Origin of the sequence: Microcoleus sp. Pol7_B2, from assembly GCF_036701035.1 — a bacterium.
GTDB lineage: Bacteria > Cyanobacteriota > Cyanobacteriia > Cyanobacteriales > Microcoleaceae > Microcoleus.
The window spans coordinates 45,009-65,555 of sequence record NZ_JAUBQB010000032.1 but is presented as its reverse complement, the minus strand read 5'-3'; the positions used below and the strand labels follow the sequence as shown (position 1 = coordinate 65,555).

Sequence of the window (20,547 nt, the reverse complement as noted above, 5' to 3'; positions counted from 1 at the left end):
TCTATTCTTTCTCTGCGCTGTGCTTATCTCAATGGTCAACTTTCCACTTGATATATGTGCAAAACTGAGATGCACCCAATTTTAAGGGTTTTTTGAGGTGGGTATGAAAACTTGCCGATTGATACGGTAATTGAGAGATGTACGATGTAACCTCTCAACTCAAAAAACAGATGTGGAAAACAAAATAGGGGCGGGTTGTACCGGAAATATCCATAGATAACTTCCGGAACTATAAAAACCCGCCCCTTTGCTTTGCAGTTGCAATTTCGCGCGCTGAAACACAACTACCAACCACACAATCTAGATAATGCCCGGCCCTTTGCCACGGGCGTCTCCATCCATTGTCAGTTTTCCTTCCTCGCCTTTTTTATCTTTGACTTCTGCTAGAATTCGAGCGCGTTCTGCTGCTTCAGCTTCCTCTTTTTCTCTCAAATCGCCCGGTTCGTTGATGTACATTTCCGGTTCGATCGCGTAATTGTTAACCAGACCTTCTTTGTCTACTGTATAACCATCTGTGGTGTGAATGCTTTCGTCATCGGTTTGGTCATCAGTTTTTGCACTTTTCTGCTTCGCTTCGGTGGTGGTGTGCATGAAATTAGCGCCTTCCCGGTCTTGCCGCGCTGCTGTCTCAGCAGGAGTAATGCCCCTGTCGTAGTGGGGGGCTTCCATATTGGCTTCGATTTGTTCGTCGGCCGGTGTTGATTTGCTAACTTCTTCTTTGGGGGGTATTGGTTGACGATTAGTCATGATTTATTCCTGAGTTATATTTTCAAAAAGGTCTTTGCGCTATGTTTAAATATTAGGCCAAAGCTAGCTCATTCACAAACTATCTTTGGTTATAGTTTGCGAAAAATTGCTGTTAGGGAAAATACCTTGATGGACTCTTCCTGAAGAATGATAAAATTCTATTTTTATTTAAAGTTTTACTATCTGCGGCTATTTGGCATCTATCTAAAGATAGGGAATTGATAATTTCAGGTTGAGGATTGGGAATTGTACTAATGACTAATGATAGCAGTTTAGAACCAGAATTTTACGGTAAGCCAGTTCTCAAGCCAGATAGTCATCAGTCATTCCCAATTATTCAATTCTTTAGTCTAAAATCGTCGGACTTTACGATTCTTTAAAGAAGCGGATGATTTCGCGGACGTGGTTGAGAAATTGTCCGTCGTCGGTGAGTTGGGCGATCGCACTTTCTGCATCTCTTGCGAGTTTAGTGTGTTCTGCCTGATTTGTCGCTTGGAAAGATTGTAGAGATGCGGATAAAGTAGTTAATTGTCTTCTAATAGCTTCCCGTTCCCGATTTTGGACAGCCGCCCACGAATTTGGATCGTCTGAATTTAATTGATCGCTCAAATTTCTAACAGTAGATTCTAACCCTGCAAAGCGGCTGCGGAGTTCGACAATATCTTCGCGGGGGTACAAAAATTGGCTGCGGATAGTTGTCAGCCGCTGGGCTAAATACTGATAACCTCGGATAGCTGGACGCAGTACAGTTAACAGCAGTGCAGCACCGGAACTGAGATAGCCAACAGCACTAATTCCGGCGGCGGCTAGGGCGTAAAGCGCGATCGCGCTAAACAGGTGAAGTGCGATCGCCGCAAAGAGCGATCGGCTAACTAATACAGTAACGTATTGGAGTTGTTCCCGATCGACAGCAATGTTTTTTTTAGTCGATTCTGCGGCTTGCGCTAAAACTTCTTTAGCTTCAAAATGGATATTCCAGGGAACTGTAACTATCAGCAACAGCCATTCAAAAATAGCAATGGCAATTACCCAATCAATAAAACTGCCGGCAGAGACGTGCAGCCATTGCAGAATGGCAAAAACTAGCAGCAAAAATATGCCTGTGACGGCACCAAAACCTGCGAAAGTGTAGTACATAGCGATGCCTTGGTGGAATGTTGTTTTGATTGTGGGTAGGTGCTTTAGGTCTGGAGTAATAAACTGTGACAGTTAAGTGAGCGTCCTATTAATCCCAGTTCATTAGTTATGAGTAAAAGTGCAGGCCAAGGGTTGCGATAAACCTGTTTTTTCCCACAAATACTTGCTCTCCCTCAATCGGGGAAGGTAGTTGAGATTTGGGGTAGCTTGTTTAGCTATGGATTCATAAGGTGTGACAGTTAAGAAATCGTCCTATTGAACCCAGTTTATTAGTGATTAGTAATACTCCGGGAGACAAGGGTTTCTAGACGCCTGGTTTGTTCCAGGAACATACACGGGCTTGAACCCATCCATAATAGACATCTCCAAAAAACCAAATAAACAGGAAAAAATAGTAAGAATAATGTCATAAAAATGGGTATTTATGATTAATATAGTCTTCAAACCCTTATTTAACTGTTAGTTTCTTGTCCGAAGCTCAAAGCGAGCTTCGGACAAGAAACCAAGCGGGGAAAAGGTTGGGCAGTTATTGGAGATGTCTATTAATGGCCGTCGCAATTGATTTAATAAATCCTCAACATCTAAAAAACTGGTTTACTAAATGCTGCTACTGTCATCTATGAACTGAAATAAGACTTACGCAGGTCTAGGCTAGAAACTAGGTTTTTCGTAGATTTTTAGTTGAGAGACTAACAATTTTTCTAGGAAACCCGGTTTCTTTGCGTAAGTCATGTGAAAATTATGCTTTTCACTTTAATCCTTAGAAACTATTATCAAAACCAAGGCCATTCTGTGATCGGATAAGATTTTTGAGATTCAGCTACTGTCGCGGTAATTTGTCGGCTTGCTTCCCGCCGCTGAGCTAATCTCCACTGTCGCCTGCGCCAAAGTGCGAGACCAGTGATTGATAGCAATGTCGGCGTCACCCCAATGAAAACGTAGAGGATGCGTGTTGTCAACCCCCCGAAAGCACCTATATGTACCGGGAACAACAAATTTATAATCTGGGATGCCACAGGGGCTGTAAAACCATTTTCTACCCGCAAAACTTCTCCACTGTACCGATCGAGATAGACGTTGCTGCTACCGTTCGGATGGATCTCTCCGACCAGCTTTTTACGTACTACGAATGTCCCCTGCGGTTTGCTGGGAAAGGTAATGTAAATGGTTTTTCCGGGTAACGCCAAGTCCGCTTTTTGTAAAATAATATCTGCTGTAACTGGTGGCGCGTTTGCCACCATAGTTGATGTTAATTCGAGGAGTTTTGGCGTGCCGGCGAGCGAGTAAATCACGCCCTTAAACTGGGTGTGAAAAATCATGGCTGTGCCGGTGGAGGCAATCGCAATCAGAAAGACACAAGATAAAATCCCCCCAACTTTGTGAAGATCGTAGTTGATTAGCTGAGGCACAGAACGCCACCGGATTGCGAAGCCGGCTACCAGCTTTTTCCAACCAGGCCACAAAATGATTCCAGTTACACTCAGCAGCAGCAACAGAAGTCCGCAGATACCAACAACTGTTTCGCCAAATTTGCCTCCCAGAAGGCTGACATGGAAGTTATAAATGAAACTCATAACAGTCCGGCCCCACTGCTGAAAACCCAGAACTTCTCCCGTGTAAGGGTTGAGATAGATGTAGGCAAAGTCGCCGCTGTTTAACAGCATTCTCGCTGTATAGACACTATCTAACGCGCGAGGTAGCTCAAGGAAATTAAGCTGCCAATGGGGATAAGCTGAGCGGATTGTATCGATCGCAAACTGTACAGATACCCGATCGCCCTGCGGGATAACTTGGAACATCTGGGGATTGAGGAAAACGTCGATCTCTTTCCAGAAGACCAATGAACTGCCAGTTAAGCTGACGATCGCTAGCAGTATGCCCACCATTACACCTATATAGCGGTGCAAAACTAATGCGATCTGGCGCAATTTCATAAATACCTCAGCGCGAATAATTGGTACTTTGAACGGCTCGATCCGCATCGCCGGAGCGCAACCGGAAAACATCTCCCCACCATTTTTTTAAGAAGGGTTTAACGAGACTTGATATAGCAGTTGGTAATTGGGTAGGTACTGGTTTTAATTACTAATTACCAATTGAGCGTGTAGCGGACGCTAAGGCTTCTGCCTCTAGCTGCAAACCTCTCGGAATTATCAAAACCGCCGGCACGTTGAAACTGAACTGGGAAATATTGGGTGTCCAACAAGTTCTCAATGCCAATATTTAACGTACCCGGCCCGATCGCGATGCTGCCGATATAGTCCACCACCAAATAGTTATCGATGTCCGCAGGGTCAACTCCTTCATCAAAAGCCCGATCGCGATTCCCGATATAAACCAGTTGCAGTCGGTTGCGCCATCCCGGGGTAGTTTGGTGTTGAATATAACTCGTCAGCTTCAGAGGTGAGATAATGCTGCTATTGAGAGGCAAATAGTCTCCATCTTGATTGACATCATTTTCACCTTCCTGCCAAGTTGCAGTGCCGCCGAGTTGCCATCCCCCTCCCGGCCGCCAGTCGAGAGTTCCTTCAACCCCATAGATTCGTTGCGGAGCCCGATTAATTCCTATGGGAAAACCGCGTTCGTCTAATACAAAACTTTCACCCAATTCTGAGGTATTGTAAAAACCAGAAATAGACGCATTTACTTGTTCCCAGTTGCCGCGCACCCCAATTTCGTAGTTGTCAACTCTTACCGCTTCTAATTGTTGAAAATCGCCCCCAATCGAAAATCCGGCTGGCGGACGGCGCAGCAAATTTCCAAAATCTGGTATGCTAAAACCTTGAGCAAAGTTACCAAACACATTAAATGTGTCTGTGATTTTATAGACAGCACCGACATTAAACACGGTGTTATTAAAGTCCAAATCTCCACCTTCAATATTTGCATTGCCTGGGAAGGTAGTGTAGTCGTCAACACTGAAACCAACCCGCTGGTGGCGCAATCCGCCAGTGACTAAAAAGTTATCGCTAATATCCCATTGCAACTGAGCAAACAAACCTAGCTGGCTGAGGTCATAACGCGGTATTTCAACGCGCTCGTTAATTTTACGGTAAACTCGACCGCCGCTTTCGTCGAAAGCCACAGGATCGAAAATATCCTGCACCACTGTGTTGTACTCGCTGTTATAATCAACTCCCCACAATAATTTAGCTACTGTAAATATAGGAGTCTCAATCTGCAAGCGACCGCCCCAATTTTGATTTTCTACTTGTCCAAACGTAATATTTTCAAAAAAAGCTTCTCGAAAATCCCCTGGGAAAAAATTTAGAGTATTGTACCGATAGTAAGCTTGAGCCTGAAGGCTGCTGCCAAAAATCCGATCGTTGGTGTAGGTGAAGTTAAGGAGAGTATTTTGATCTCTTGGGGGGGTAGAGTCAATAAATTCCAGTTCTCCTACTCTCAAAGCGCGGGCTTTTTCGGTTCCTGCCGGGCGGGTATTGACGCTCAAATCGTTGATGTACTCGTTATCGACTTGGGTGGAACGGTAGTGATTGAATGTTAGTTGTAAGCGCTGTTGAGAATCTAGGTTTACTCCTGCCTTAGCTAATACATTGAAGGTAACGCTTTGATCTAAGGGGCGATCGTTAAAAATGCGATCGCCTTCAGCATCATAAAAAGTGCCGGTGCTTTCTCGTGAAAAAGAAAGGGCGTAGTTATAAGCGCCCTCTGTACCCGATAGGGAATGCGCGATGTAGTTGCCAAAACTGCCGCTTTCTAGGAAGCGTCGGTTGCCTGCTGCTGCACTCAGACCTACTTCTGACTGTTGAGACAGCGTAGTTTCGCTCGGCCTGCGGGTAATGATATTGATCGTCCCCCCTGTGGCCTGACTTCCGTAGATCGCATTGGGACCGCGAACAACCTCAATTCGCTCGATCGCATTGGGAGCAATGGTTTGCAGCCCCCGAGGTTGAGTATTTGTGGTCAGGGGTACGCCGTCAACTAAGACAGAAATATTGCGACCGCGCAAGTTTTGCCCAAATTGATTTCTCGATTGAGTCGAAGCCCCTAAGCCTGGAACCTCCCGACCGACAATATCTTGCAGGCTTCGCGACACGGGATTTTGTTGCTCAATCTCCCTACGGGTAATTACTGTCACCGAGCGCGGTATATTTTGTATAAGTTCTTCAGTGCGCGTGGCGGTAACGACGATTTCAATTGAGTCAGAATTTTCAGGAGTTACGCTGAGAACTAAACCGCGATCGCTTTTTACTACTTGTGCCGGTGGTGCTGCTCTCTCTCCGGTGACGGTGACTCGGATGCGCGAACCTTCAAGCTGAGTTACTGTCACCTCAGCAATTCCTCGATCGGGATTTTGAGCGCGAAATTCCTCACCCGACGGTAAAGCTAGTTGAGCATTTTCGATGTCGGCGATCGCACTGTTGCCTTCTGTTCTGGTAATAGCTTGCAGCAATTGCCCCGCTTCAGTTTCTAAGATGACTTCCAAACCAGCCCCAGTAGGGTTAAGCTTTACACCTGTTACTTGTACGACTGATTGAGAGATTCGCACAGCATCAGAAACAATAAAACTTGACGGCGATGGCTCAAGTAATCCTTCAACACTGGTGCTAGGGCGATCGATGTCGTTGAGTTTTGGTATGTCTGTTATTGGTTCAATATCAGGATTAGCAGAAGCGCGAGCGCTCTTACTAGATATCTTCAATTCACCTTGCGGAACAGGCATCCCGTCTGCTTTTGAGGAGCTTTTTTGGATATTTCTTTTGTATTCTGAAGCAACTGTCAAGTCTGAAGTGAGTTTTTGGACTTGATTTTCTACAAATACCTTGGCTTCTAACTCCTCGCTTTGGGATGAGGGCTTTTCTGCGATCGGTTTTTGGGACGGGATGACAGAAGGGATCGCCCACCATTGAGTGCGATCGTTCTCTTTTGAGGGATTTACTGAACTCGGATCGGGGGCGATCGCGGGTGTAGCTTCAGCAGAGTCGGAGTTAGCGCTGTCAGAGAAACTTCTTGGCCCTGCCGCTGCTACTGGCATGATACCAACGCTCAGCAGTGCAACACATAAAAAAGGTACACGCAGTTTCATTTTCATTCACACCCCACACTTAAAAACTTGAACTGCTACACCATTTGTAAGAGTGAATGCACCGATGGAGCTGCACTCCCGACTCGTACTCTGCGGACAATCTACCCAAGCAAACACGAAAACTAAGGCTGTCAGTAACAGGCGCAGCTATCTGTGGTCGCAGTTTGAATCCAGTTTCTTGACACGAGCGACGATACACTCGGAGCGCGGTCAACAGCCCAGCGATTTATCACTAATTATTTGCAGTACCCTCATCAAAATAAAATAAGGCTCTGCTAATGTCAAGCAATAAGTCAAATTTATTTATTGCTAATTTTTATCAAGTTTTTTCAAGCTGCACGCTGGTTTATGCTGGCGATTTTGGGGGCACTGCCGTCTGCGTGACTCACTCCAAGCTGCGAATACCCTACCCTAAAATTGGTCGATTGACTGCATCGTTCTGCTTTGGATACTGTCAGCTCACTTATGACTATTGAGGGATTACTTCAAAAATAATGATCAATTACTATTTGCAAAATCAATATTTTAGACTTACAGTGTAAAAGCTAATCAAGAAATAATATTAATAATTTCTAGCAGTAGCTAAAGAATAACCTTTTGAGAGAAGATCGCGGTCATCAGCTTGGCGATCGCAAAACTCAAGATTTTCGGGTTGCAATGAGTGCAAAAAGTAGAAGGGATCAACTTTTCAAGGACTTTCGAGAAATCTCTAGTAACAGTTCGACAGGTGTAGACTTGTTGCGCTACAGGTATTTGCACCAGCCTGACCAACTAGCTTTTACTTTTATCAAAGACGGAGAAACAGAAAGCGATAGCCTGACTTACAGCGAATTAGATCGTCGCCGCTGAGCGATCGCAGGTCAACTTCAGGCTTTAGGTGCTAGCGGCGAACGCGCCTTATTGTTTTATCCGCCACAACTAGACTATATTGCGACTTTTTTCGGATGCTTGTACTCTGGAGCGCTCGCAGTCCCAGCTTACCCGCCCCCCAATCAGCGCCACGCAGCCCGACTTCAAACAGCCGTATCAGTTGCAACCGATTCCCAAGTCGCGATCGCCCTCACCACAACAGCGATTTGGCCCCAAGTGCAATCCTTGCTGGCAGACAAAATCGGAGCTATACATTGGCTCACTACCGATACAATCCCCCCCGGAATCGAAGACACTTGGCAAAAACCCTCAATTCACGCCGAAACCTTAGCATTAGCATTTCTGCTTTGATGATGCGAATTTTAGAATTATCTTGAACTTTTTTCTGCTGGTTATACAGATTTTCTGCGTGAGTAATTAGCCCTATAAGTTGGTCATAGTCTAGACCCAATAGCCGAGTAGTTTCTGAGGGATGTCTTTCTAGGTGTGCGCGAAGTTGACTCATTTTTTTTACATAAAGCTCGATTAGAATATATATGCAATTCAACGATAGTTTGTTTTTTGGAGATGTCTAATAGTTAAATGAAACGGTTGGTTTGTTTGGGAGTGCGTAAGTCCTCAATAATTACTCATTGGCGATTAAGTAGAGCGACACAAAAAAACTTGATAATGTAACTAAATGTAAAGGACTCATAACCTCTAGGATTGCTTGATTTTACTGGCAATGACATACTTATGTTTTTCGCAGTTCGTCTACTTCGCGATCGGGATGAAGTCACTTTTTCCCCGACTCAGATCATTTGAGATTTATTTCAAATTTGAGATGCCAATAGCTTATTATGTATGACTTTGCAGCTTGTGTAGAGTTGCATTCATTTTTTGAACTCGTATCACTAACGGCGTTACGTGGTGCTAGAAAAGCAGGAATCTCCAAACGCTCCTCTCTATCCATTTTTCTTTTCCAGAGGTGCTAAATCACCTGTAGCTGAGATAAACTGATTTGGAAGTAGAGCGCGCGTTTTGCAAGTTGCCTCTGTGTAACCGAGACACTGCTACTGCAACCTGTCATCAGCCACACCAAAATAGGTGCCAAAATTAACTCTACAGTCTCCGATTTCCATTAACAGCGCGTCTACAATCTAAAATCAAAAGTGAGCAGCAAGGACAAACCGATGGCGAACTCAACTCTTGGCCTAGAACATCAACTTTACGATTATCTGTTATCTATTTCTCTGCGGGAGCCAGATATTCTCGCTTCACTACGGGAAGAAACTGCTAAACATCCTATGGGTATGATGCAGATTGCTCCCGAACAAGGTCAGTTTATGGAGCTCATGGTGCAGCTTATGGGAGCGACAAAAACCTTAGAAATTGGCGTTTTTACTGGTTATAGCTCGCTGTGCGTAGCTTTGGCGCTGCCTTCAAACGGTCAGATTATTGCCTGCGATGTCAGCGAGGAATATACTGCGATCGCACGACGCTATTGGGAAGCTGCGGGCGTTGCTAATAAGATTTCTTTGCAGTTGGGCCCCGCAGTAAATACTCTCGACAAACTAATAGCCGAGGGACAAGCAGGAACCTTTGATTTTGCCTTCATCGACGCCGATAAAGAAAATTATGAGGCTTATTTTGAGCGATCGCTCCAACTTGTACGCAATGGGGGTTTAATTGTAATTGACAATGTTCTGTGGTCAGGACGAGTTGCTGACCCTCAAGTACAAGACGAAAGTACCACCGCCATTCGTACTTTTAACGAGAAATTGCGTAACGATCCCAGAGTTAGTCTAAGTGTTGTCCCCATTGCTGACGGGCTGACTTTGGCATTGAAACGCCGCTGGGCTACTATGATGGAACCTGAACAGGATAATTAAAGAGTTATTTGCGGTTTGTGGTGGATTTCTCAGGGCTTATAGAAAAGCTATGAAGAAACCGGATTTCTGAGTCAAGCTTCTGGGATAAAACGAGTAATTTTTTTTCAAAAACCCCGTTTATGCGTTCAGGACTGTTTTTAGTTGCTGCAAACCGCGAAGGAATAACAATTTAAGAATATTATATCTAAACAACGTCATTAATTAATTTGAGGCATAAATTCGGGTGTCTAATTTACAACTAAAATTACCAATTCACGAAACTTTTCAGTGTACTGTTCAAGGCGAAGGTTACTGGACGGGGACTTTAGTTGATTTTATCAGATTGGCCGGTTGCCCTGTACGGTGTCCTTGGTGTGACACAGGCTACGAAAATGGGGGCAAAGGTTTGCCGTCTGTACCGCAGTCGATCGCACAATTGCTCGCTCAATTGCAGTCTCCGAGGGTTGTGATTACTGGCGGCGAACCTTTTATTCACCGCGATTTGCCTGAGTTAGTTGAAGCTTTGTTAGAAGCTGACAAGCAGGTGAGCATTGAAACTTCGGGTGCTTGCTGGCAGGATGTTGCCCCGCAGGCTTGGATTACTCTTTCTCCGAAGGAACACGTCAATCCTAAATATCCGGTGCAAGAGCTTTTTTGGACTAGAGCCAATGAAATTAAGTTAGTTATTAGCACTGGCGAAGAAGTTGAATTTTATCACAAGCATTTGGAAAATAATGTGAACATTCCGGTTTTTTTGCAACCAGAATGGAACTCCAAAAAATCAGCGCTCCCCATTATTTTGGAATTGCTGAAACAAAATCCTAGTTACAGGCTATCTTTGCAAACTCACAAGTTTATTGGCGTGCAATAATTTGATAATTTAGCCAGAGATATTCGTCAGGGCGGTGCAGAATGGGTAGTGCATCGCCGCCTTACAATCTGTGCAAATAGGCGCTATAATTAAAGCAGCAATTTATGATAATTGGAACGTAATGGAAACAACTACGGAAACTCCAATGGGAAAAGTTATCACAACCTTAGTAATTACGAATCGGATCGATGAAGCTAAAGCAGAAGATGGTCTGATTCCAATGGAGCAAGTGAGGTCTGTTACTCTAGAAAATGTTTTGGTGGATACGGGCGCGACAACTTTGTGTTTGCCTAAAGATGTCATCGCCAGACTGGGTTTAAAAATCCTCAATCAAGTGGTTGTGGAAACAGCTACGGGTATTAGTGAGGCGAGGATTTTTCAAGATGCCAAGATTTCTCTGTGCGGGCGCGAAGAAACTTTTGAGTGTTTGGAATTGTCCGAGGGGAAAACGCCACTTTTAGGCGTGAGTCCGATGGAAGCCCTGGGAATTGAAGTGGATTTGAAGCATCAAAGTTTGAAGGTGTTGCCCGACGGGCCGACGGAAACTTATTTGACAATTCTTTGATATTCTTGAGTTTGGATGCCAGCTATTCGATCGGCAGCGCTAAGATGGTTAAGCACTGTTTTGCACTACTCTCATGTCCCAACGCGCCGAAACCTCAAACAGCCAGCCAAGTGCATCCCGCAACGGGCATAATGTGACGAATGCTCACTCCAACAACCAAAATACGATTCGGGTTCGCGGTGCGAGACAGCACAACCTGAAAAATATCGATCTGGAACTGCCGCGCGATCGCCTGATCGTTTTTACTGGTGTGTCCGGTTCGGGTAAGTCTTCCCTCGCTTTCGATACAATTTTTGCCGAGGGACAGCGCCGCTACGTCGAGTCTCTCAGCGCTTACGCGCGCCAGTTTTTGGGACAGTTGGACAAACCGGATGTGGACGCGATAGAAGGCTTGAGTCCGGCTATTTCGATCGACCAAAAGTCAACTTCTCACAACCCGCGATCGACAGTTGGTACTGTTACAGAAATTTACGATTATCTCAGATTGCTCTACGGCAGAGCCGGCGAACCGCACTGTCCGATTTGCGATCGCTGCATTGCGCCGCAGACAATTGATGAAATGTGCGATCGAGTCATGGCACTTCCCGACGGCACTCGCTTTCACATTCTGGCACCAGTTGTGCGCGGAAAAAAAGGCACTCACCGCAAATTATTGTCGAGTTTAGCTGCGGAAGGATTTATTCGCGTCAAAGTTAACGGAGAAATTTTAGAACTTTCGGAAAATATCGAATTAGATAAAAATCATACGCACAATATCGAGATAGTTGTCGATCGGTTAATTAAAAAACCCGGTTTAGAAGAACGTTTAGTTGATTCTCTGGCAACTTGTTTGCGCCATTCTGAGGGGATTGCGATTATTGAAGAGTTACCGACTGAAGAAAATTCCCAACCACAGGGGCCGATAGTATTTTCCGAAAACTTTGCTTGTCCCGAACACGGCGCGGTAATGGAGGAACTTTCCCCCCGGTTATTCTCGTTTAATTCGCCCTACGGCGCGTGCCAGAACTGTCACGGTTTGGGGAGTTTGCGGGCTTTTGCGCCGGAGTTGGTAGTTCCCGACGAGAAAGCGCCTCTTTATTGTGCGATCGCGCCGTGGTCAGACAAAGATAATTCCTATTATCTTTCTTTGCTTTGCAGTATTGCTGATAGTTGTGGGTTTGATATCGACACTCCTTGGTATCGATTAAAGCCCGAACACCAGCGGGTGATTTTGTATGGAAATGAGCAAAAGCGCACCGCAGAAGGTAAAAAGCGCGAGGGCAGCACTGATTTTAGGAGAGATTTTAATGGCGTGATTGCCATGTTGCAGCGCCAGTACGACGATACTGGTTCCGATCTGATCAAGCAGAAGTTGGAACAGTATCGGGTCGATCGCTCTTGCGAGGTTTGTCACGGCAAACGCTTGAAACCCGAGGCGCTTTCCGTGCGGTTGGGACAGTACGGAATTGTAGATTTAACCAGTATTTCGATTCGCGAATGCCGCGAAAGAGTCAATAATTTGGGATTGAGCGATCGGCAATTCCAAATATCCGATTTAGCTCTGAGAGAAATCAAAGCAAGGCTGCAATTTTTGCTCGATGTCGGGTTAGATTACCTGACTTTAGACCGCGCCGCAATGACACTTTCTGGCGGAGAAGCCCAGCGAATTCGGCTGGCGACTCAAATCGGTTCGGGTTTGACGGGGGTACTCTACGTTTTGGACGAACCGAGCATCGGACTGCACCAAAGAGACAATTTTCGCCTGCTGCAAACCTTAACAAAATTGCGCGATTTAGGCAATACTTTGATTGTCGTAGAACACGATGAAGAAACCATGCGAGCGGCCGACCACATTGTCGATATCGGACCCGGCGCTGGCGTGCACGGCGGCCAAATTATCTCGCAAGGAAGTTTAGCAGACTTGCTGGCGGCCGAGGAATCTTTGACTGGTGCTTATTTGTCGGGAAAGCGAGTAATTGAAACGCCTAATGAAAGAAGAAAAGGCAACGGCAAAGCTCTCTCAATCATAAATGCGACGCGCAACAATTTAAAAAATATTGATGTAGAAATTCCCTTGGGAAAACTCGTCTGCGTGACAGGCGTTTCCGGTTCGGGAAAATCCACTTTAATCAATGAATTGCTGTACCCGTCGCTGCAACACTATATCACCAAAAAAGTGCCTTTACCACCCGATATGGACGCCCTCAAAACTAAAGGCGAACGCTCTCTAGAGGATGTGGTTGATAAGGTAATTGTAATTGACCAATCTCCCATCGGTCGTACTCCGCGCTCTAATCCCGCTACTTACACGGGAGTCTTTGATGTGATTCGGGATTTGTTTGCCGAAAGCATTGAAGCGAAGGCAAGAGGTTACAAAGCAGGGCAGTTTTCTTTTAACGTGAAAGGGGGAAGGTGCGAAGCTTGCGGCGGCCAAGGCGTGAACGTGATTTCGATGAATTTTTTGCCCGATGTTTACGTGCAGTGTGAGGTTTGCAAGGGTGCACGGTACAACCGGGAAACGCTACAAGTTAAGTATAAAGGCAAGTCGATTTCTGATGTTTTGAACATGACCGTAGAAGAATCTTTGGAGATGTTTAAAAATATTCCCAGGGCGGGCGCTAGACTGCAAACTTTGGTTGATGTTGGTTTGGGTTACATTCAGTTGGGACAGCCGGCGCCGACGCTTTCTGGGGGCGAAGCGCAGCGGGTAAAATTGGCAACGGAACTGTCGCGCCGCGCTACTGGAAAGACGCTTTATTTGATTGATGAACCGACGACGGGTTTGTCGTTTTATGATGTTCACCATTTGTTAAATGTGCTGCAAAGATTGGTGGATAAGGGTAATTCAATTTTGGTAATCGAACACAATTTAGATGTGATTCGGTGCTGCGATTGGGCGATCGATTTGGGGCCGGAAGGGGGAGATAAGGGCGGCGAGATTATTGTGGCGGGGACGCCGGAGGATGTGGCGGCAAATCAGAGGTCTTATACTGGGAAGTATTTGCAAGCGGTTTTGCAGCAGCATCCTTTAGGGGAGGCTGTAGCTGTTAGTTAATACTAACAGGAATTACGCAATTCTCATTATTAGTAAGGTGCGTCAGATATTTAAACCTTCAATAATCGTTTAAGAAACTCACCTGACGCACCCTACAATTAAAATACGTCGTATAATTGATATGATATAGGTGCGAATCCTTCGCCCCTCCGGGTATATTGACAAAATTGGGATAATCGTTCATGAATCGGAAATACTATTCTAATCGTACTGGCAGAAATCCTGAGGCGAGTCGCTACGAGCTACCCATGTTAGTTAAACTTTTCAATGCTGTTTATCTTGATTTTCTAAAGAACGGTTATTTTTCTGAAAACTCTGGAGAGGTTCCAGGCAAGCTAGGTGCTGATATAGAAGCACAAATGTTTATCGACCTCAAGAAACCTGACTTAGGGCCAATTGAGGAAAAATGTAATAATTATTCAGAGGATGACTTGTTTGATGTCATTGAGTTTCTTTACGATTATGTTTCTAAGCCGATTGAGCGACGCTTCCTGGAATATGAGTATGATTATCAAACCTTCGATAGGGAGATTGGTAAGCAAGAATTTAGAGATAGCATGAATAAGTTATTGTGTGACTATAGAGAGGGATATGAACTATCCGAAAAGGGTGAAATTCTAGAATTTCCAGAGCAAGGATTGGAGGACTTAGTTCTTGAAAAATTGCCTCCTTACGATCCTAAAAATGTTGAGCAGCGAGTTGAATCCGCAATTCTTAAATTTAGACGTTCTCGCTCATCTCTAGATGGAAAGTATGATGCAGTTCGAGACTTAGCTGCTGTTCTTGAGTTTCTGCGTCCTCAAATTAAGGCACTAATATCAAGCGACGAGAGCGATTTATTTCAGATAGCTAATAAGTTTGGAATACGACACCACAATGATGAGCAAAAGCAGGATTATGACAAAGCCATTTGGTATAATTGGATGTTCTATTACTATCTGGCAACGATACACGCTTGTTTAAAGCTAATTAAAAAGGCTGAAAACCAGTCACCATAAGCGCTAGGGGTAACAGTTTATGGCAGCGGACGAGCAAAAACCACTGGTGATGAATTCGAGGTTATTTGTCGCCGCTGCATTTTACGGCGGATTGTCTCAATCCGTTATGACATCGGAAGCTGAATCAAGAGTTAGGGATTCCGGCTGAGATTCTCATCCAGCCCTAGGAGTCGGTACAAACTACCCCTTAACAATAGAACACAATATTTTGGTTGGTTGGTAATTTTCGATCGCACAGACAATGCACCCCAACTGTCACAAAGCGGGACTTAGGATAAAAGATTAACTATCTTGAATTGTCGGAGACATTGCCATATTTTGTGCTTGTTGCTGCATGAATTCAATGTCCGATCGCGACCAAGTGCGGGGCCCGCTGCACTGATGAGCAATTAACAGCCCCCACAGTCCTTTGTTTGTTAAAATTGGCACGACTAAATTGGCGCGAACTTTCAGGCTACGCAGAAAATCTCGGTGGCATGGGTTAATTGGTTCTACTTCAATATCTGCAATTGCTTTAACTCTGCCGGCTTCGTACAAAGCAGCGTATTCGTGGTTAAAACAATCATCGGGCCCTGTTGAACCCAAGATTGAGAGTTCGATCGCACTCAACATCTCGTAAGTCACTCGACCTTGCCACTGCTTGTAAAAATAGTACAGTACGGCGCGATCGCTCTGCAAAACTTCTCGAATGTCGTAGAGGGATTTTTCAACTAATACGTCGCGCTTTAGACGATCTGTCAAGCGGTTAACAATGTTTTGCAGCCGATCGCCCGACATAGTATTAACTCCTTTAATTCCTAGTACACTCGCCAGATATTAATTATTGAACTGGCACCTTCACCAGACCTCAAAATGTTGCGCTTCGGGATTTTCGCGCGCTCAAAAATGAGTAATTTTTGGCTTAACAGTTGTCTGGATGCCAGCAACATTATACTATTATTTGGACAGAGATAGCAATCTTTTTGGGCAACGGGCGATGGAGTCCCGCCCCGCAAGCTACGGCTTTTTTTGCGCGAAGAACCACCGGCGGGGCGCCTGTTCTATAAATGAAGAGAAAAGGAAGAGTTTACCAGTGCTGGGAGAATTGCTAGATATGCCTAAAGTTGGTTCCTCTTAAAAAGAGGAACTGTTAGGCTATCTCGATAGCTAGAGGAAGCATCAAATATGTCTGTGCTAGAAGCTGCTTGGAAACACGAATTTATCCCTACGAACGGCATCAAACTGCACTGTGTCACTCAAGGTTCTGGGCCGCTGATGCTGATGCTGCACGGATTTCCTGAATTTTGGTATTCTTGGCGGCATCAAATCCCCGAATTTGCATCAGATTATAAAGTTGTCGCTGTGGATCTCAGAGGTTACAACGACAGCGACAAACCTCAGGATCAATCTGCTTACGTGATGGCAGAGTTTGTGCAAGATGTCAAAGGCATTATTCAGGGTTTGGGATACGAAAGTTGCGTCTTAGTGGGTCACGACTGGGGAGGTGCGATCGCCTGGAATTTTGCTTATGCTTATCCCCAAATGGTGGATAAATTAATTGTGATGAATCTACCACATCCGGCAAAGTTTGCTGAAGGGTTACGCACTCCCCAACAATTGCTGAGAAGTTGGTACATCTTTTTGTTTCAGTTGCCAGTTTTGCCGGAGTTGTTAATTCAGTTGGGCGACTATCAGGCAATTTCGGCTGCTTTGGAAGGTATGGCAGTTAACAAAAGCACCTTTAGCCCCTCAGATATTGAAGCTTACAAAGATGCGGCTGCCAAACGGGGCGCTCTGACTGCTACTATCAATTATTACCGCAATATTGCTCGCGGATTTCTCGATCGCCAGAATTGGAGGGTTCTGGAAGTTCCGACGCTGATGATTTGGGGAGAAAATGATGCCGCCCTCGGCAAAGAGTTAACCTATGGAACCGCAGATTACGTCCGGGATTTTCAGATTCATTACATTCCTAATTGCAGCCACTGGGTGCAGCAGGAACAGCCGCAGTTAGTGAATCGGTACATGAGAGATTTTTTGGCAAGTAACTTCCTTGGTGTTGCACAAAGGTGAATGATTAAGAGAACAGAGGAATCCGCCCGTGTTTAAGATAGTAGATCAGCAAGCGTACTGACTTGTACAACATGTCAACGGACTTGGAATAACACAAAGTCTTGCGGTGAAGTCGAGCCAGATAGTGCCGTAGACGACAATTTTCTCCTTCAACTCTAGTCATCCCTGTTTTGCTCCCTCTTTTGGTCACACTCATCGCTTAAACAAGCGATACACACAATAGCCGTCAGTGATAAGCTGTTGTGCCTTTAAATAGGGTCTAATAAAAATTTAGTTTAGTCAATAACTACAAAAATGCCAGCCAAAAACCATCTCAATCCCAAACAAATAGAGAAACTAAAAAAAGCCTTAAGAGAAGAATAAAAGGCAAATATCAGAGAAAGAATTATGATTTTATTATTGCTCAAGGACGGCAAAACGCAATCTAAAATCGCTGATTTTTTGGGTTGTTTAGTAAACAAGGTATCTTACTGGTGTCTCAAGGGAGACCCAGACCATCTAGAAAGTCTAATAGATGAAAGGATGAAGGGAAATCACAAAAAAGCCAAAGATAAATATATAGAAATATTATTAAAAACCCTAGAGAAAGACCCTGAATAATTAGGATATAATTTGGGACGATGGACAGCGCAGAGATTAGCAACATACTTAGAGGAATCCACAGGAATAAAATTAAGTGGAGGACAAGTTCGGAGGATATTAAAGCAAAAAAAGTATGTTTACATCTGGGCTAAGGAATGAAAAAGTAATAACTTGATTAATTCCTGAGTAGAGGCACCGCTCGATAATTCCATTTGGTAAATATTCATCAAAAACAATTTTCAGATTTTTTTTTAAATCATCAGTCACCTTTCGACCAATTTCATAGATTTTATCTACCACATTTACAACTACAGATAGAGCCTTGTTAGTGTGAGTTTTTTCCATGAGATTTTTGACTAAATTTAGACTTGTAAAAATCACTCCTTGACAGGCTCTGGTTATATGAGGGAAGAGTCGATGTTCAATGGGATTGTATTTATACCAAATCCGGGTTACTTACCCCCTTTATGATGGCGAAAAAAAACTTCATTCGCTTGTGTTATTTTAAAAAATCCAACTTTGGGTAAACTTTGAACGAATACTGTCACTAAGTTCAATAAATATAGCCCGCTAGATAATTAGTAAACAAGTGAATCTATTCGCTTGACAAGCTCTCAGGCGCTCGTTAATGATTATTTAGATAAGAAGGCCAAAAAAATATCAGCTATCCTTCGCGAGGCGAGCAGTTATTGGGCCACCAATAATAATTGGTAAGATTTTTGATGGGTTCTGTCAGAGTTGTCGATAAAATTTGACAGCGTTCTTCCAGAACTGCTTCCAAGTCTTGTATTTTGTCAAAACTTTTATTGACTAATGGTTTGTCAGCCAGAGACCACAACCTTTCTACTGGCTGAAGTTCCGGAGAGTAAAGTGGCAAATATTCTACATAAATTCCTGATGGAACCACCACTCGCTCGCTCCTATGCCAGCCGGCTCTGTCCATGACTAGCAAGATGGTTTTCGATTGTCCAGCTCCGGTTTGTTTGGCAAACTTTTCTAATACTAGATTCAGCCATTCTATATTATAGTTATTTCAAATAAAAATGAGACACTAAGTTGCACAATAAACGCGAATACTCTCATCAAGAGATGTGGCAGAATGCGAATACATTATAGCTCTCTTTAATGCACTAAAATCATGCTCAATATCATTTAAGTCAGGAGAGTATTTTGGTAAAAAAAGTATCTGATGGCCTGCTTCCTCCACCAGGAGTCTAATTGCTGTCTTACGATGAATCGGTGCATTATCCATGATTAATATTGATGGTATTGTTAAAGATGGCAATAAATATAAAGCTAACCACCCTTCAAAACTTTCTGGATTCAAGCTGACAGTAAAGACCATAGGTGCAATGAAGTCCTTGTTTCCTTTTGTTCTTCTTGCTACTAAATTTTCTCTTTTCCCCCGTTTTCCTTGTCTATCCCCATAGACTTTTTTTCCTTTTTTGAACCAGGCATAAACATAAGCCTGAAACTCTTCAAATCCTGATTCATCAATAAATACAAGGCTTTTACTACCATGAGCTTTAATTAAATTTCTTATTGTTTGGTAGTATTTTATTATTTATTCTCTATTTCTTTCTCTATAACGATTTTTTTTCTCGTAATTTTCATTTTGTTTAAGGCATAGGATATGGCACTCGCTCTCACCCCGAATTTCCTTGCTCTTTCTATTAATCTTGCTTCGGGATTTTCTTCTACATCTTTTCTGAGCGCTTCCCAGTCTATCTTTCGCTCACGGTGTTCTACCTTAGTTGCTAGGGAGGTCTTCTCTCCCTAGCCATCTGTATATTGTTGCTCTTCCTACTTTAAACAGGGCGGCGGCTTTGGTTATACCCCCTCCATTTTCCACATAATTCACTACTCTTTTTCTCAAATCTAGACTGTAAGCCATTTTTCGGCTCCGAGTTAACAATTTTTCTTGATTTTACATCATCTTGCATTTGTCTCACATTTATTTGAAATGACTATATATCGAGGACGTTGGAGTGTTGAAACTCTATTTAAAATCGTAACTAAGAACTTTGAGGGCGAAATTCAAACCTTGGGTTATCTGAAAGCTGCTTTATTTTATTTTTGCCTCGCTTTGGTTTCTTACAATATTTTAGCTGTTGTCCGAAGAACTCTCGGCAGTGTACATGGTGTCGGTAAAATTGAGTCGAGTCTTTCAGAATTATACTTGGTTGATGAAATTCAAGGCACTTATCGAGGAATGACTATAGCCTGTGAACCTGATCATTGGTCATTTATCCAGGCTTGGTCTCTATCTCAATTAGCTGATTTTTTGTTGGATTTGGCTCCCCGAGTGAATTTGAAGTCTTTCCTGAAGCAGCCACGCTCCCCCAAAAAGAAGAAACCCCCGGGGAATTGTGAACTCACGTCATCGTCATCTTTCTACAACAAGGCTTTTAGACCAGGCTCGGCATTCACCTTGACAGGGCTAGTTTGCGATCGCTTATTCAGCAAACCCTAAATAAGGATTTGTCAAGGGATCGACAGATGCGATGCTCAAGATCGCTCCTTCACCAGAATTGCTGCAGAGTATGGGTTGTCCGGGACGGGAACGAGTCCGGCAGCATTTTGATTGGGAACGGAAAGTCGATCGAATACTTGAAATTTATCAACAAACGATCGACGATTGCCCGAAGCATTAGGTAGCCGACCATTAAAGCATAAAGCAGCAGCTTTCAAGTTGAAAGCTGCTGCTTGGGGGTGATAAAAAAGTATGTGGCGGCCCCAAGACCCCCTCTACATCCTAGCCATCGAAAAACGGGTTAACCCGTTTGTTTGGTTA

At 44.0% G+C, this 20,547-nt stretch carries 20 protein-coding genes and 2 pseudogenes; 13 read left to right on the top strand and 9 right to left on the bottom strand.

Annotated elements, in window-relative coordinates:
- Positions 1-300 precede the first annotated feature (300 nt).
- The 4 genes from QUA57_RS14410 to QUA57_RS14395 all read right to left on the bottom strand — a co-directional run bounded on the left by QUA57_RS14410 (position 301) and on the right by QUA57_RS14395 (position 6,931).
- Positions 301-747 (bottom strand): hypothetical protein, encoded by a 447-nt coding sequence (locus tag QUA57_RS14410; RefSeq protein WP_333061606.1) that lies wholly within the window; start codon positions 745-747, stop codon positions 301-303.
- 366 nt (positions 748-1,113) lie between these two features.
- On the bottom strand, positions 1,114-1,884 hold the full coding sequence (locus QUA57_RS14405; protein ID WP_333061607.1) for a hypothetical protein: 771 nt from the start codon (positions 1,882-1,884) through the stop codon (positions 1,114-1,116).
- 773 nt (positions 1,885-2,657) lie between these two features.
- Entirely contained in the window at positions 2,658-3,890 is a 1,233-nt protein-coding gene (locus QUA57_RS14400; protein ID WP_333061608.1) for a PepSY-associated TM helix domain-containing protein, read from the bottom strand.
- Positions 3,891-3,973: 83 nt separating this feature from the next.
- Positions 3,974-6,931 carry a TonB-dependent receptor domain-containing protein gene (locus tag QUA57_RS14395; RefSeq protein WP_333061609.1) on the bottom strand — a complete coding sequence of 986 codons (2,958 nt, stop codon included), beginning with the start codon at positions 6,929-6,931 and terminating at the stop codon, positions 3,974-3,976.
- Positions 6,932-7,528: 597 nt separating this feature from the next.
- On the opposite strand from QUA57_RS14395, the gene QUA57_RS14390 reads away from it, so the two are divergent.
- From QUA57_RS14390 to QUA57_RS14355, 8 genes are all read left to right on the top strand, one after another.
- Positions 7,529-7,780: a hypothetical protein gene (locus QUA57_RS14390; protein ID WP_333061610.1), complete on the top strand. Its 252-nt coding sequence runs from the start codon at positions 7,529-7,531 to the stop codon at positions 7,778-7,780.
- Positions 7,781-7,831: 51 nt separating this feature from the next.
- A complete protein-coding gene (locus QUA57_RS14385) occupies positions 7,832-8,152 on the top strand; it encodes a hypothetical protein (RefSeq protein WP_333061612.1) in 321 nt (106 codons plus the stop codon).
- Between the two features lie 821 nt (positions 8,153-8,973).
- Positions 8,974-9,672 carry a class I SAM-dependent methyltransferase gene (locus tag QUA57_RS14380; RefSeq protein WP_333061615.1) on the top strand — a complete coding sequence of 233 codons (699 nt, stop codon included), beginning with the start codon at positions 8,974-8,976 and terminating at the stop codon, positions 9,670-9,672.
- A gap of 223 nt (positions 9,673-9,895) precedes the next feature.
- Positions 9,896-10,522 (top strand): 7-carboxy-7-deazaguanine synthase QueE, encoded by a 627-nt coding sequence (locus QUA57_RS14375; RefSeq protein ID WP_333061617.1) that lies wholly within the window; start codon positions 9,896-9,898, stop codon positions 10,520-10,522.
- 121 nt (positions 10,523-10,643) lie between these two features.
- The gene (locus QUA57_RS14370; protein ID WP_333061619.1) at positions 10,644-11,087 is read left to right on the top strand and encodes a retroviral-like aspartic protease family protein; all 444 of its coding nucleotides are present in this window, start codon (positions 10,644-10,646) and stop codon (positions 11,085-11,087) included.
- 73 nt (positions 11,088-11,160) lie between these two features.
- Positions 11,161-14,121, top strand: coding sequence for an excinuclease ABC subunit UvrA (gene uvrA, locus QUA57_RS14365; protein WP_333061621.1), 2,961 nt, complete (start codon positions 11,161-11,163; stop codon positions 14,119-14,121).
- Between the two features lie 248 nt (positions 14,122-14,369).
- A complete protein-coding gene (locus QUA57_RS14360; RefSeq protein WP_333251167.1) occupies positions 14,370-15,119 on the top strand; it encodes a hypothetical protein in 750 nt (249 codons plus the stop codon).
- Between the two features lie 19 nt (positions 15,120-15,138).
- The gene (locus QUA57_RS14355) at positions 15,139-15,267 is read left to right on the top strand and encodes a hypothetical protein (protein WP_333251164.1); all 129 of its coding nucleotides are present in this window, start codon (positions 15,139-15,141) and stop codon (positions 15,265-15,267) included.
- A gap of 134 nt (positions 15,268-15,401) precedes the next feature.
- Here QUA57_RS14355 and QUA57_RS14350 read toward each other — a convergent pair whose 3' ends face one another.
- On the bottom strand, positions 15,402-15,896 hold the full coding sequence (locus tag QUA57_RS14350) for a GAF domain-containing protein (protein ID WP_333061623.1): 495 nt from the start codon (positions 15,894-15,896) through the stop codon (positions 15,402-15,404).
- Positions 15,897-16,283: 387 nt separating this feature from the next.
- Between QUA57_RS14350 and QUA57_RS14345 the strand changes: the two genes are divergently transcribed.
- Positions 16,284-17,171: an alpha/beta hydrolase gene (locus QUA57_RS14345; RefSeq protein WP_333061624.1), complete on the top strand. Its 888-nt coding sequence runs from the start codon at positions 16,284-16,286 to the stop codon at positions 17,169-17,171.
- Between the two features lie 4 nt (positions 17,172-17,175).
- Here the strand turns inward: QUA57_RS14345 and QUA57_RS14340 are convergent.
- A pseudogene (locus tag QUA57_RS14340) lies at positions 17,176-17,346 on the bottom strand (IS1 family transposase); the annotation flags it as partial.
- 197 nt (positions 17,347-17,543) lie between these two features.
- Here QUA57_RS14340 and QUA57_RS14335 point away from each other — a divergent pair.
- Positions 17,544-17,771: a helix-turn-helix domain-containing protein gene (locus tag QUA57_RS14335; RefSeq protein WP_333061656.1), complete on the top strand. Its 228-nt coding sequence runs from the start codon at positions 17,544-17,546 to the stop codon at positions 17,769-17,771.
- A gap of 12 nt (positions 17,772-17,783) precedes the next feature.
- On the top strand, positions 17,784-17,912 hold the full coding sequence (locus QUA57_RS14330; RefSeq protein ID WP_333061625.1) for a winged helix-turn-helix domain-containing protein: 129 nt from the start codon (positions 17,784-17,786) through the stop codon (positions 17,910-17,912).
- On the opposite strand, the gene QUA57_RS14325 is transcribed toward QUA57_RS14330, so the two are convergent.
- The 3 genes and pseudogenes from QUA57_RS14325 to QUA57_RS14315 form a co-directional block, all read right to left on the bottom strand.
- Positions 17,871-18,134, bottom strand: a complete 264-nt coding sequence (locus QUA57_RS14325) for an ISAzo13-like element transposase-related protein (RefSeq protein WP_333061626.1) — start codon at positions 18,132-18,134, stop codon at positions 17,871-17,873. The genes QUA57_RS14330 and QUA57_RS14325 overlap by 42 nt on opposite strands.
- Before the next feature lie 283 nt (positions 18,135-18,417).
- Positions 18,418-18,765 carry a transposase gene (locus QUA57_RS14320; RefSeq protein WP_333251170.1) on the bottom strand — a complete coding sequence of 116 codons (348 nt, stop codon included), beginning with the start codon at positions 18,763-18,765 and terminating at the stop codon, positions 18,418-18,420.
- A gap of 39 nt (positions 18,766-18,804) precedes the next feature.
- Positions 18,805-19,647, bottom strand: a pseudogene (locus QUA57_RS14315) (IS630 family transposase).
- 69 nt (positions 19,648-19,716) lie between these two features.
- Here QUA57_RS14315 and QUA57_RS14310 point away from each other — a divergent pair.
- Together QUA57_RS14310 and QUA57_RS14305 are read left to right on the top strand one after the other, a co-directional pair.
- On the top strand, positions 19,717-20,226 hold the full coding sequence (locus QUA57_RS14310) for a hypothetical protein (RefSeq protein WP_333061629.1): 510 nt from the start codon (positions 19,717-19,719) through the stop codon (positions 20,224-20,226).
- Positions 20,227-20,257: 31 nt separating this feature from the next.
- Positions 20,258-20,407, top strand: a complete 150-nt coding sequence (locus QUA57_RS14305; protein ID WP_333061630.1) for a hypothetical protein — start codon at positions 20,258-20,260, stop codon at positions 20,405-20,407.
- Positions 20,408-20,547: the final 140 nt, after the last annotated feature.

Coding starts and splice junctions, on each gene's coding strand:
- QUA57_RS14410 (WP_333061606.1), bottom strand. CDS start 747: ATGACTAATCGTCAACCAATACCCCCCAAAGAAGAAGTTAGCAAATCA.
- QUA57_RS14405 (WP_333061607.1), bottom strand. CDS start 1,884: ATGTACTACACTTTCGCAGGTTTTGGTGCCGTCACAGGCATATTTTTG.
- QUA57_RS14400 (WP_333061608.1), bottom strand. CDS start 3,890: ATGTTTTCCGGTTGCGCTCCGGCGATGCGGATCGAGCCGTTCAAAGTA.
- QUA57_RS14395 (WP_333061609.1), bottom strand. CDS start 6,931: ATGAAACTGCGTGTACCTTTTTTATGTGTTGCACTGCTGAGCGTTGGT.
- QUA57_RS14380 (WP_333061615.1), top strand. CDS start 8,974: ATGGCGAACTCAACTCTTGGCCTAGAACATCAACTTTACGATTATCTG.
- QUA57_RS14370 (WP_333061619.1), top strand. CDS start 10,644: ATGGAAACAACTACGGAAACTCCAATGGGAAAAGTTATCACAACCTTA.
- uvrA (WP_333061621.1), top strand. CDS start 11,161: ATGTCCCAACGCGCCGAAACCTCAAACAGCCAGCCAAGTGCATCCCGC.
- QUA57_RS14360 (WP_333251167.1), top strand. CDS start 14,370: ATGTTAGTTAAACTTTTCAATGCTGTTTATCTTGATTTTCTAAAGAAC.
- QUA57_RS14355 (WP_333251164.1), top strand. CDS start 15,139: ATGGCAGCGGACGAGCAAAAACCACTGGTGATGAATTCGAGGTTATTT.
- QUA57_RS14350 (WP_333061623.1), bottom strand. CDS start 15,896: ATGTCGGGCGATCGGCTGCAAAACATTGTTAACCGCTTGACAGATCGT.
- QUA57_RS14345 (WP_333061624.1), top strand. CDS start 16,284: ATGTCTGTGCTAGAAGCTGCTTGGAAACACGAATTTATCCCTACGAAC.
- QUA57_RS14310 (WP_333061629.1), top strand. CDS start 19,717: ATGACTATATATCGAGGACGTTGGAGTGTTGAAACTCTATTTAAAATC.
- QUA57_RS14305 (WP_333061630.1), top strand. CDS start 20,258: ATGCTCAAGATCGCTCCTTCACCAGAATTGCTGCAGAGTATGGGTTGT.